The organism is Sedimenticola selenatireducens (assembly GCF_007625115.1).
Classification (GTDB): domain Bacteria; phylum Pseudomonadota; class Gammaproteobacteria; order Chromatiales; family Chromatiaceae; genus Sedimenticola; species Sedimenticola selenatireducens_A.
This window is the reverse complement of sequence record NZ_VMNH01000005.1, coordinates 561,766-573,875: the sequence shown is the minus strand read 5'-3', so window position 1 is coordinate 573,875 and position 12,110 is coordinate 561,766. Positions and strand designations below refer to the sequence as shown.

Annotated in this window: 14 protein-coding genes; 2 read left to right on the top strand and 12 right to left on the bottom strand. The window is 52.3% G+C overall.

Annotated features, from left to right (window positions below; genetic code table 11):
• Positions 1-13: 13 nt before the first annotated feature.
• The 10 genes from hisD to FHP88_RS06425 form a co-directional block, all read right to left on the bottom strand.
• Complete coding sequence (gene hisD, locus FHP88_RS06470) at positions 14-1,312, bottom strand: histidinol dehydrogenase (protein WP_144358192.1); 1,299 nt, start codon at positions 1,310-1,312, stop codon at positions 14-16.
• A gap of 52 nt (positions 1,313-1,364) precedes the next feature.
• Positions 1,365-2,009: an ATP phosphoribosyltransferase gene (gene hisG, locus FHP88_RS06465; RefSeq protein ID WP_144358191.1), complete on the bottom strand. Its 645-nt coding sequence runs from the start codon at positions 2,007-2,009 to the stop codon at positions 1,365-1,367.
• Positions 2,010-2,046: 37 nt separating this feature from the next.
• A complete protein-coding gene (gene murA, locus FHP88_RS06460; RefSeq protein WP_144358190.1) occupies positions 2,047-3,306 on the bottom strand; it encodes a UDP-N-acetylglucosamine 1-carboxyvinyltransferase in 1,260 nt (419 codons plus the stop codon).
• Positions 3,307-3,427: 121 nt separating this feature from the next.
• On the bottom strand, positions 3,428-3,742 hold the full coding sequence (locus FHP88_RS06455) for an STAS domain-containing protein (RefSeq protein WP_144358189.1): 315 nt from the start codon (positions 3,740-3,742) through the stop codon (positions 3,428-3,430).
• Positions 3,742-4,350, bottom strand: coding sequence for an MlaC/ttg2D family ABC transporter substrate-binding protein (locus FHP88_RS06450; protein ID WP_144358188.1), 609 nt, complete (start codon positions 4,348-4,350; stop codon positions 3,742-3,744). The genes FHP88_RS06455 and FHP88_RS06450 overlap by 1 nt, the downstream gene beginning before the upstream one ends.
• Positions 4,343-4,819 (bottom strand): outer membrane lipid asymmetry maintenance protein MlaD, encoded by a 477-nt coding sequence (gene mlaD, locus FHP88_RS06445; protein WP_186297630.1) that lies wholly within the window; start codon positions 4,817-4,819, stop codon positions 4,343-4,345. The genes FHP88_RS06450 and mlaD overlap by 8 nt, the downstream gene beginning before the upstream one ends.
• Before the next feature lie 3 nt (positions 4,820-4,822).
• The gene (mlaE, locus tag FHP88_RS06440; protein ID WP_144358187.1) at positions 4,823-5,602 is read right to left on the bottom strand and encodes a lipid asymmetry maintenance ABC transporter permease subunit MlaE; all 780 of its coding nucleotides are present in this window, start codon (positions 5,600-5,602) and stop codon (positions 4,823-4,825) included.
• Positions 5,596-6,417, bottom strand: a complete 822-nt coding sequence (locus tag FHP88_RS06435) for an ABC transporter ATP-binding protein (protein ID WP_144358186.1) — start codon at positions 6,415-6,417, stop codon at positions 5,596-5,598. The genes mlaE and FHP88_RS06435 overlap by 7 nt, the downstream gene beginning before the upstream one ends.
• A 125-nt stretch (positions 6,418-6,542) precedes the next feature.
• Entirely contained in the window at positions 6,543-7,163 is a 621-nt protein-coding gene (locus FHP88_RS06430; protein WP_144358185.1) for a DUF72 domain-containing protein, read from the bottom strand.
• Entirely contained in the window at positions 7,156-8,694 is a 1,539-nt protein-coding gene (locus FHP88_RS06425) for an AmpG family muropeptide MFS transporter (RefSeq protein ID WP_144358184.1), read from the bottom strand. The genes FHP88_RS06430 and FHP88_RS06425 overlap by 8 nt, the downstream gene beginning before the upstream one ends.
• Positions 8,695-8,838: 144 nt before the next feature.
• On the opposite strand from FHP88_RS06425, the gene pyrE reads away from it, so the two are divergent.
• Both pyrE and FHP88_RS06415 read left to right on the top strand, forming a co-directional pair.
• Positions 8,839-9,480 (top strand): orotate phosphoribosyltransferase, encoded by a 642-nt coding sequence (gene pyrE / locus FHP88_RS06420; protein WP_144358183.1) that lies wholly within the window; start codon positions 8,839-8,841, stop codon positions 9,478-9,480.
• An 88-nt stretch (positions 9,481-9,568) separates the two neighbouring features.
• A complete protein-coding gene (locus FHP88_RS06415; RefSeq protein WP_144358182.1) occupies positions 9,569-10,558 on the top strand; it encodes a DUF4124 domain-containing protein in 990 nt (329 codons plus the stop codon).
• Positions 10,559-10,573: 15 nt separating this feature from the next.
• Here FHP88_RS06415 and slmA read toward each other — a convergent pair whose 3' ends face one another.
• On the bottom strand, positions 10,574-11,164 hold the full coding sequence (gene slmA / locus FHP88_RS06410; protein WP_144358181.1) for a nucleoid occlusion factor SlmA: 591 nt from the start codon (positions 11,162-11,164) through the stop codon (positions 10,574-10,576).
• 9 nt (positions 11,165-11,173) lie between these two features.
• Positions 11,174-12,070 (bottom strand): acetylglutamate kinase, encoded by an 897-nt coding sequence (gene argB, locus FHP88_RS06405; protein WP_144358180.1) that lies wholly within the window; start codon positions 12,068-12,070, stop codon positions 11,174-11,176.
• Between the last annotated feature and the right edge of the window lie 40 nt (positions 12,071-12,110).

Below are 12,110 nucleotides of genomic sequence, written 5' to 3'. Positions count from 1 at the left end.
CCAGCGACCAGAATTACTTCAACCGATATTCGGCTGATCGCGCATGCGCCGTTAGCCCTTCTCCCCGCGCCAAGACGGAAGCGGTTTTTCCAAGCGTATCCGCACCCGCCTCAGAAACCATAATCAGGCTTGAGCGCTTCTGGAAATCATAAACACCAAGCGGTGAAGAGAAGCGCGCAGTTCGGGAAGTAGGCAGGACATGATTAGGCCCCGCACAATAATCGCCGAGTGGTTCAGAGGTATATCGACCCATGAAGATTGCCCCGGCATGCTGGATCTGCTCCACCAGCGTTAACGGATCCGCTACCGATAGCTCAAGATGTTCAGGGGCAATGTAGTTGGAAATGGCACACGCCTCATCCAGATCCTTGCAAACAATCAACGCACCCCGCTCTTTTAGCGCCGTTGCGATAATCGGCTCACGCTCCATGGTCGGAAGCAGCCGATCAATACTGGCCTTAACCTTGGCAACAAAGTCCGCATCGGGACAGATCAGGATCGACTGAGCATCTTCATCATGCTCTGCCTGTGAAAAGAGATCCATCGCAACCCAATCTGGATCGGTCTGACCATCACAGACAACCAAAATTTCGGAGGGACCCGCCACCATATCAATGCCGACCTGCCCGAATACTGCCCGCTTGGCGGTGGCTACATAGATATTGCCGGGTCCGACAATCTTATCCACCCCAGGAACAGATTCAGTGCCATACGCCAATGCAGCAACCGCTTGTGCTCCACCTACCGCAAATACACGATCGACACCACAGATGTGCGCTGCCGCCAGTACCAGTTCATTCAATTCACCACCGGGCGTCGGCACCACCATGATCAATTCACTAACACCTGCAACCTTAGCGGGTAGGGCATTCATCAATACCGACGAGGGATAAGCCGCCTTTCCACCGGGCACATAGAGCCCTACGCGATCAAGCGGGGTTACTTTCTGGCCTAGCAGGGTACCGTCAGCTTCCTGATAGCTCCAGGATTCGCCTTTTTGTCTTTCGTGATAATCCCGCACCCGGTCAGCCGCATGCTTGAGGGCAATCTGCTGCGCTTCTGGCAGGTTATTCCAGGCCTGCTCGAGACGCGCCAACGGCACTTCCAGATCACTGGCCGTCGCCGCTTCCCAGCCGTCAAATCGAGTGGTGTACTCCAGCAGCGCTGCATCGCCACGTCGGCGAATATTGCCGAGCACCTCATTGACGATATTATTGACCGACGCATCAGAGACGGACTCCCAGGCGAGGAGCTGGTCAAGTCGCTGTTGGAAATCGCTATCCGATGTAGCGAGTTGGCATATCTCAGACATGGTGAATCCCGAATTCGATGAAATACAGTTCAGACTAACTAACAATCCAGCTTCAGGCCGCCTTACCGATTGCCTCCTGCAAGGCGTCCAGTAACTGCATCACCGTACCATGCTTCATTTTCCAGGAGGCCTTATTAACCACCATTCGTGAGCTGATATCGGCAATATGCTCCAGCGGAACCAGGCCATTGGCCTTGAGGGTGTTGCCACTCTCGACCAGATCAACGATCAGGTCAGAAAGCCCTACCAAGGGCGCAAGCTCCATGGAGCCGTAGAGTTTAATGATTTCGACCTGCTGCCCTCTGGCCGCAAAAAAACGTCGCGCAGATTCCACATACTTGGTGGCAATACGTAAGCGATTACCCTCGAGACTGGCACCAGCAGCACCAGCAACCATTAGACGACAGCGGGCAATCTGCAGATCCAGTGGCTCATAAAGCCCTTCACCACCATGCTCCAGCAGCACGTCTTTACCCGCGACACCGAGGTCAGCAGCCCCCCACTGCACATAAGTAGGGACATCGGTTGCACGGATAATCACCAGCTTCACATGGGGGTGATTGGTATCCATGATCAGCTTGCGGCTGGTCTCCGGATCATCGAGAGGTTCGATGCCTGCATGTGCCAACAGTGGCAAGGTCTGCTCAAAGATGCGTCCCTTGGAGAGAGCTATCGTAATCGGGGTCTCAAAATTCATGACGTTTTCCAGCCTGCTAACGTATAGAGCGCTTCGGCTATTTGGGTACTCGGCGGATTTGGGCACCCAAACCGGACAGTTTCTCTTCGATGTTCTCGTAACCCCGATCAATGTGATAGATGCGATCAACAATCGTCTCACCATCAGCGACCAACCCCGCTAACACCAGACTGGCGGACGCACGAAGATCGGTCGCCATCACCGGGGCGCCGGTCAAGCGTTCAACACCTGTGATTATGGCGGTATTGCCCTCGAGCTTGATTTTTGCACCCATGCGCTGCATCTCTTGCACGTGCATAAAGCGATTTTCAAATACTGTTTCCGTGATCGTACTGACACCCTCGGCGACACAGTTTAACGCCGTAAACTGGGCCTGCATATCCGTCGGGAAAGCAGGATAAGGCGCCGTGTGAATATCTACAGAGCGCGGGCGCTTGCCGTGCATATCCAGAGAGATCCAATCATTGCCGGTTTCTATGTCGGCACCGGCTTCTCGAAGTTTATGGAGAATCACCTCAACCAGCGCAGGCTTGGTATCACGTACGCGGATCTTACCCCCCGCGATGGCAGCCGCCACCAGATAGGTACCCGTTTCAATGCGATCCGGCAAGACATCGTAATGGGTTCCAACCAGCCGGTCGACACCTTCAATTGTGATTGTATCGGTTCCTGCACCCGTGATCTTGGCCCCCATTTTGTTGAGGCAGTCTGCTAAATCAACCACTTCTGGCTCACGCGCGGCATTCTCGATCACCGTCTCACCATCAGCAAGGGTAGCCGCCATCATGAGATTTTCGGTGCCGGTAACGGTAACCACGTCCATCACAAGACGCGCACCCTTCAGCTTTTTAGCCGATGCACGAATATAGCCATTTTCGACTTCGATCGTGGCCCCCATGGCTCGCAGTCCTTCTATGTGAAGGTTGACGGGGCGGGAACCGATCGCACAGCCGCCTGGAAGGGAGACATCCGCGCGCCCAAAACGGGCCAGCAGGGGCCCCAACACCAGGATTGAGGCCCGCATGGTCTTAACCAGCTCATAGGGGGCATGGAAATCCCGAATACTGCTGGTGTCAGTCTCAATGCAGAGCCGCTCATCCACCACCAACTGCACACCCATGTGGCCCAAAAGCTCCATGGTGGTGGTGATATCATGCAGGTGAGGCACATTTCCGATTGTAACGGGCCCATCGGCCAACAACGTGGCAGCAAGAATCGGCAGAGCGGCATTCTTGGCCCCAGCGATGCGTACATCACCGGATAACGGTGCGCCACCTGTGATAATCAGTTTATCCATCTAAAGAACCATTGTTACCGTGCACAAGCTGTGCAACGCCATTAAGACAAAAACACAAGGGAACTGACTATTCTATGAAAAAAAGACGAGGACGGAAAGAAAAGAAGCCGTAATAGCGCTCTTACGCAGACCCAGGCCCATCAACCGGCAACAGCCCCTCTACATTACTCAAACGGGCAATGCCTAACAAGGCATCCGAAAGCCCGCGAAACTTAAGACTAATGCCAAGGCGCCGACCCCGCTCCAGCACCTCTAACAGCAGCGCAAGACCCGAGCTATCCACATCACCCACCTGGGCTAGATCAATGACGAGTGCCTCTTTACCCGGCAACTGCTTTTCAATATCCCTAAGCACCGCCGTCACATTCGCAAACACCAAGTCACCTTCCAGCAGCAATACCCCTTGATCACTCATTGTGGCGGTTACCAAGGCCATTAATTCCTCTGCTGATTGCGCTGTTCAAGCTTTTCAATCAATCCAGACAATTTGTAGCGCCTGATCTGGGAAGCGAATGAAGTACGATAATTAGACACCAAACTGATGCCGTCGATCGAGACATCATACACCATCCACTCTTCACCCTTCATGTAGAGGCGGTAATCGATCGGTATAGGCAATGCCCCTGAGGCCTTGACCTCTGTATTCACAGTAGCATCATCACCCGCAGATTCGTGACGACCCGGCAGATAGACGATCTCCTCTCCAGAATAGTTGAGCAGCGCCGTGGCATAAGTGCGCACCAGAAGCTGGCGAAAGGCATTGATAAACGCCTCTTTCTCCTCGGGTTTGGCCCTCGGCCAATACTTCCCCAAAACCAGCTGCGACATACGCTGGAAATCAAATCGCGGCAGCACAATGTATTCAACCAGATCGTAGATCTTTCCTGGAGAGGCTTGTAACTCCTGCTTACGACTCAACAACTCACCCAGGATCTGGTCGGATGTTTGCCGTACGACCTGTTCCGGCATGACTGCCGAAAATGCAGCGCCGGCATGCAGCAACAGCACCAGCAACCCGATCCAGATAAAACAACGCTTATTCAACTTTATCACCCTCTTCTGCCTTACTGAACAGGAATTGTCCGATGATCTCTTCCAGAACCAGGGCAGACTGAGTCAATGAGATCTCTGATCCTTGCTGCAAGTATTTTTCACTGCCGCCGGGATCCAGGCCAATATACTGCTCTCCCAACAGCCCTGCTGTGAAGATCTTGGCAAAGCTATCTTCTGGTATTACGTTATATTCCGTCTCGACACGCATCGTCACCACGGCTTCATAGGTTGTGCGATCAAAGCTGATCTTGCTGACCCGCCCAATTCTCACCCCAGCCATTGTCACCGGCGAACGCACCTTCAAGCTGCCGATATTATCGAACCGGGCAGTCACCTCATAGCCTTCGCCGTTACTACTGGCGCTCAGATTACTCACCTGCATCGCCAAAAAGAAGAATGCGACCAGACCTGCCGCCATGAAGGCACCAACCAGAATTTCTATCGTCCTGCTGTGTATCATCTCTCAATCCCCGAACATCAGTGCCGTCAAAATAAAATCCAGTCCCAACACAGCCAGTGATGAGTGAACCACCGTCCTGGTAGTCGCCCGACTGACTCCTTCAGAGGTAGGAATCGCGTCAAAACCTTGAAAGAGCGCAATCCAGGTACACACCAACCCAAACACCACACTTTTTATTGCGCCGTTGAACACGTCTTCATGCAGATCAATTTTAGCCTGCATCTGTGCCCAGAAAGCACCGTCATCAACACCCAACAAACCTACACCAACAAAATAGCCCCCAATCACCCCAAGCGCACTAAACAGTGCAGCCAGCAATGGCATGGAGATGAAGCCGGCAAAAAAACGCGGTGTTAGGACTCGACGGACAGGATCAACCGCCATCATCTCCAGTCCAGACAACTGTTCCGTTGCCTTCATCAGGCCAATCTCGGCCGTCAGGGCAGATCCGGCACGACCGGCAAACAGTAACGCCGCCACCACAGGCCCAAGCTCACGCACCAGCGAAGCGGCCACCATAACGCCAAGTGTCTGCTCCGCACCAAACTGGGAAAGTATGTAGTATCCCTGCAGACCCAGCACCATGCCAACAAACAGACCAGAAACACTGATAATCAATATAGACAACACACCAACAGAATAGATCTGTTTGATCAGTAATCCGGGACGAGGGAGAAGATCGGTCACACCCCGCAACATGCCCAATAAAAGCAGATGACCCCGACCTAACCGCTCGAGCACACCAATACCAATGCGCCCCAATCTTGCCAGGGAATCTAACATGCACCCTCCAGCAGATCATCAGCCAGCTCTGCGGCAGGATAGTGGAAGGGCACAGGCCCGTCGGCCAGACCCTGCATAAACTGACGCGTCCAAGCCGATTTCGAATCCATCATCGACTCAGGCGGCCCCGACTCAATCACCTTACCATTTGATATTACATAGATTAGATCTGCGATGGCGGCTGTCTCATGCACATCATGTGAAACAATAATACTGCTCAACCGACTGGCATCATTGAGGGAACGAATCAGCTCAACCAAAACACCCATGGAGATCGGATCCTGCCCCGTGAAGGGCTCGTCGTACATGATCATCATGGGGTCTAGCACCATCGCACGCGCCAGCGCCACTCTACGCGCCATGCCCCCCGATAGCTCGCTGGGCATCAGATCACGAGCACCCCGCAGTCCGACCGCTTCCAATTTAAGCAGCACCAGCTTGCGAATCATGGAAGGCGGCAGATCCGTATGCTCATTCAAAGGGTAGGCCACGTTTTCAAACACGCTGATATCGGTCAAAAGTGCACCGCTCTGGAACAACATGCCCATGCGCATGCGCAACTTATACAGATCCCGATTTCCCAGCCTGTGGATATTCTGTCCATCGACGTGAATCGTCCCCGAGGAGGGACGCAACTGCCCACCGATCAATTTTAGCAGCGTCGTTTTGCCAGTCCCACTCGGCCCCATGATCGCGGTCACCTTGCCACGCGGAATATCGATATCCACGCCATCAAAAATGACTCGATTACCACGGGAAAAACGCAGGTCACGTATCCGAACCAAAGGCTCCTGATTGTCAGCCGACTCCATCATCACTCATCCACACTCCAACAACTCATTCCATTGACGCCACAAAACACGCACTCACAGACAAAGGCGCCATTCTCACCTTTTGCAAACAACAGCGTCAAGCATGACAAGAAATAGATAATCGAGATTCAACCAAGCAACTGCTGCAGAACCTCTGCATCTTTTATCACCTTAATCGCTGGTGGCTCGCCAGAGAAAAAAATCATCGCGACATGCCACGACGCCTCTGCAATCATCAACGACTCCATCAGGACACGTAGCGCAACAAGATCTCGCCCTAACTCATCGGGTAACAGCAGACAGACTAATGCGCTATTTGACGCCCTATCCATTCCTATAACAGGACTTATGTCATCAGGGGATGGGGTGATCAGTAAACCGGAGCCAACCGTGGATTCAATTTGCCTAGCCTCTTCACTGGATAAAATGGCCCAGGAGACGATGCCGGCAAGCCGATCACCCAACCCATCAACCACGACCTTCAAACACCGCAACACATCCTTTTCACCTGAAAAAGGGGTAATATCCAGGACAAAGCGAAATGATTCCGGGACATCATCATGCCACGTAGCACACTCATCCGCAGTCCAGACTGAGAACGGTACAAGAACCACTGAAAACTCATTGGCATAGTAGCTGAGCCGCCAATCTGCCGGGAGGTCATCCGGATAAAACGGCCCCTGCCAATCCTTATGATCCCAGCCGAATGAACCCATTTTTATCCTACGATCCACACCAAACTCACTCATGCTCAATAAATCGATTCGCCAGATAGATCAGCAGTAATACCGGCAGCCCCAGCAATGCAGTCATTAGAAAAAACCTTTCATAACCGATAGCATCAACAATTGAGCCGGAATACCCTCCTAGCAGTTTTGGCAATAACGTCATCAGGGAACTGAACAGCGCATATTGAAATGCCGTAAATGCGACATGGGTAAGACCTGAGAGATAGGCAACAAAGGCGGCGCCAGCAAGACCTGCGCTCAGGTTATCCGCAGTAATCACCACAATGAGTAATGTGACATCCGCCTGGCCTTGGGCCAAGAGCAAAAAAAGTAGATTAGTACCCGCTGAAAGTAAGGCCCCTAAAAACAAAATGCGCATCACGCCATAACGAAGCGAAAGCATCCCGCCCAGAAAACCACCCATAATGGTCATTATGAGACCAAAGGTTTTCGTGATATCGGCGATCTGATCCTTACTGAAACCGACGTCCTGGTAGAAGACGTTAGAAATAACCCCCAGCACAATATCTGAAACCCGATAAAGACCTACCAGCAGAAGGATCAACAACGCGATACGGCCGTAGCGTCGAAAAAAGTCAGCGACCGGATCAAGATAGGTCTCCCTTAGGACAGCACCTTGAACCAGCCCAAGCGACACGAGAAAGCGGGCCACCAGAAAGGTCAATACAACAGACAATAAGAGTCTGAGCATTTCGGCCAAAAAACCGGCTGCAAGGTGATCTAGCCCAACATGATCGACAAACAACTCGCCGACCATCCCGAACCAATCCCGGGCAAGGAAAAAGCTCACAGCAAAGGCCGAAACCAGCACTACAAAGAGCAACAAAAAGCGCAGGTAATCCGCTGTGCTACGAAACGCCGTTTTTTGTACGGTCACAACTTCCGGCTCGGGCACCCGCAAAGTCGTGATCACACCTACCAACATCACAGCAGCCATACAAAGGTACGTCCACTGCCATGCCGGGTAGTTATACCCCCCCTCCGCACCAAACCAGACAGCCAACTTGAGCGCCCCTGCACCTGCTACCAACATACCGATTCGATAGCCGGCAATATAGGTAGATGCCATCAGCGCCTGCAACTCCCGGTTAGCCGATTCAATGCGATAGGCATCAATCACAATATCCTGGGTAGCACCAGAGAACCCCAACAAAACCGCGGCAAAGGCCATCAGCGTCAAATGCTCTGCCGGGTCAGTAAATGCCATCCATACGATGGCGCCAATAATTGAGAGCTGGGCCAGCAACAGCCAACTCCTGCGCCGCCCCAGTTGGGCCGTTAATAACGGAAGCGGCAGACGATCAACAATGGGCGCCCAGATAAACTTGAACGAGTAACCGAGCGCAGCCCAGCTAAAATAAGTTACGGTGGATCGATCGACATCAGCATCTCGTAGCCAGAGTGACAAGGTGGAGAAGATGAGCAGGAGTGGCAGGCCGGCAGAGAAGCCCAGAAAAAAGAGAGTCAGCACCTTGGGATGACGATAAGCACGCAGCGCCTCCGCCCAGCCTTTTCCCTCTGCAACCACCATATGCGGGCACTCTCTTATTCTGAAACCAAGCCTAAGTCAGTGATTGTAACTGATTACTGCACTTTTTCCGCATAACGGTGTATCTGCTACTTGCATACTTTTAGCAGTAAACGGACAATTTATGATCTGCAATCGGAGTCAAGCATGCAAAACTATCAAAATGATTTTCTGGACTTCGCCCTGGATGTGGGCGTACTACGCTTTGGACAATTCACCCTAAAATCTGGCCGCGTCAGCCCTTACTTTTTTAATGCAGGCCTATTTAACCGCGGTTCCAGCTTGGCACGATTGGGTAAATTTTACGCCCAGGCCATTGTCGACTCCGGCATTCCTTTCGACATCCTCTATGGTCCCGCTTACAAGGGCATTCCGCTGGCAGCAGTGACAGCGGCTGCATTATACGATCATCATGGGATTGATATCCCCTACGCCTTCAACCGAAAAGAGGCCAAGGATCACGGCGAGGGTGGCACTATCGTGGGACACCCACTTGAAGGACGGATACTCATTATTGACGATGTTATCACGGCGGGCACAGCCATACGTGAATCAATGGATATTATTGAAGCGGAAGGAGCCACCCCGGCCGGCGTGGTCATTGCGCTGGACAGACAAGAGCGAGGAAAAGGGGAACACTCCGCCATTCAAGAGGTCGAAAAGAACTACAATCTGAAGGTTGCGGCCATTGTTCGACTTGAGCATCTGGTTGAGTATCTCTCAACCAAGAGTGGCTCAGAAGATTCTCTCGAAATGATCCAGACCTATAGGGATGAGTACGGAGTGTGACCTGTTGGCTTTACACAGGCTAAATTCTATCTGATAGTGCCGTTATACTGATAACAGATCACTGATACATTGAGACTACCCAGGAACTATGATCAGACCAGACAGACTACTCATGGTATTACTTGCCACCTACGCACTATCGGCCATGCAGGCAGAGGCTGGTAAAATCTATCGTTGGGTCGATGAACAAGGCAACGTCCACCTCTCTGACAAAGTACCTACAGAGCACTCCAGGAATGCACGCTCTGAGCTGAGCGAATCAGGCCGTGAGGTTGAGCGCCTTCAGGCTGCCAAGACCGAAGAGGAGATCGCCAAAGAGAAAGAACTGGAAAAACTACGCGCAGAACAGCAGCGACTCATAGAGATCCAACGCGCCAAGGACCTGGTTCTACTCCGAACCTTCCGCACTGAAGATGATCTATTAATGGCGCGAAATGGCAAACTCACCGCCATAGACTCCAACATTCAGGTTATTCGCAGCAATATCCGACGCATGAAAAACAGGCTGGCTGAGATGCAGCAGAGCGCCGCCGCCATGGAGCGTCAGGGTCAGCCACTCTCGGAAAACCTGCTCAAGGATATTGAATATACCCGCACCCAATTGAAAGACAGCTACACCACCATCATTCAGAAGGAGCAGGAAAAAGAGGTGATCCGTAATATTGCAGCCAAGGATTTAGCCAGATTCCGCAGCCTTAAAAACCTGCATGATGAAAATGCGGACCCCCAACTTAACGCCAAGAAAGACCGCTCTCTTTTGGATACCGTGGTCATCTGCCCGGATGATGCGGCTTGTAATAAAGCCTGGGAAAAGGTGGAAGAGTATGTACGTAAATACGCCACCACCCGCCTACAGATGCTCAGCGACAGTATTATCATGTCAGCGGCACCCCTCAAGGATGATGACATCAGCCTGACCGCTTCACGTATTCTTTATAAAGACCGGCCCGGAGCCGAACTCTTCATGGATCTACAGTGCAAACCATCACCCCGCGGGACAGAGCACTGTCAAACCGATCAGGTGGAACAGATTCGTGTTGGTTTCAAGCAGTATCTGGCTGACTCAGTAAACCAGTAAAAAAACGTTTCCCTCTCAGGCATTATCCTGAAACAGCGCGCGCTCCAAAATAGCCCACTGCAGCTCCCAGCCAATGGTCGGCGATGTCTTGAAACGCGTCCGCAGAAATTGATGCATACGCCCTTCGATCAGAGACAGCATCAAGGCTGCCGCACCCTCTGCATCAACGCATAGACTCTCATCACGCATTCGCGATTCCCGGAGAATTTGCCGTAACTGCGTCTCAAGCCTTGCAAAGAACTGCTCTACTCGCTGATGTAATCGCTCCGTTTCACCGACCAGCGCATCACCCAGCAGCACACGGGTAATACCCGGATTACGCTCGGAAAAAGCGAGTAAAAGATAAAGCACTTTGGCACAGCGTGCCCGGGTTTCCCGCTCACTCTCGAGTATTTGATTGATACGGGCAAACACAGACTCTTCAGCAAACCCGATCAGCCCTTCGAACATCTTCGCCTTGCTGGCGAAATGCCGATAGAGTGCCGCCTCGGAGACACCCACCGCGCGCGCCAATGCTGCCGTTGTGATCCGCTCACCGGGACTACGCTCCAGCTCTGCCGCCAGCGATTCCAGGATCATCTGTTTACGGGATACCTTCTGATTCATCAATAAAACTCAGCGGCGCTTGATCAAGGTACCAATACCCTGATCAGTAAACAGCTCAAGCAGGACAGCGTGCTTAACCCTGCCATCTACAATAACCGATGAGTTAACGCCCGCATTCACTGCATCCAGGGCACATTTAATCTTCGGCAACATACCACCATAGATGGTGCCATCGGCAATCAACTCATCCACTCGCCCGGCAGTCAGGCCAGTAAGCAGATTACCCTCCTTGTCCAACAAGCCCTGGGTGTTGGTCAGCAGTATCAACTTTTCTGCCTGTAGCACTTCAGCCATTTTACCGGCGACCAGATCCGCATTGATATTATAGGAACGTCCATCATCGCCCACACCAATCGGTGCAATGACAGGAATGAAATCACCACTCACCAGCATATCTACGACCGCCTTATTGATACTGGCGACCTCACCCACATGCCCTACATCGATGATTTCGGGCGCTTGCAACTCAGGCGCTGTACGCTTCAAAATCAGCTTACGCGCATGAATCAGGCCACCATCTTTGCCTGTCAGGCCGACAGCAGACCCACCATGCTGATTGAGCAGATTGACGATCTCTTTGTTGACCTGACCACCCAGCACCATCTCCACCACATCCATGGTTTCACTATCAGTGACCCGCATCCCCTGGATAAACTCGCTCTGCTTACCCAGCCGACTTAATAGATTACCGATCTGGGGACCGCCACCGTGTACAACTACCGGGTTGATGCCAACCAACTTCATTAATACAACATCACGTGCAAAGCCGTCTTTGAGTTCGGCCTCGGTCATGGCGTTACCACCGTACTTGATCACCACGGTTTTTCCGCGGAAGCGCTTGATGTAGGGCAACGCCTCCGTGAGGACATGGGCCACATTGTGTGCTGATTCTGGCGTTAAACTCATGTTACTGTTCACTATTCGTTATAATTACAAACGCACCGGT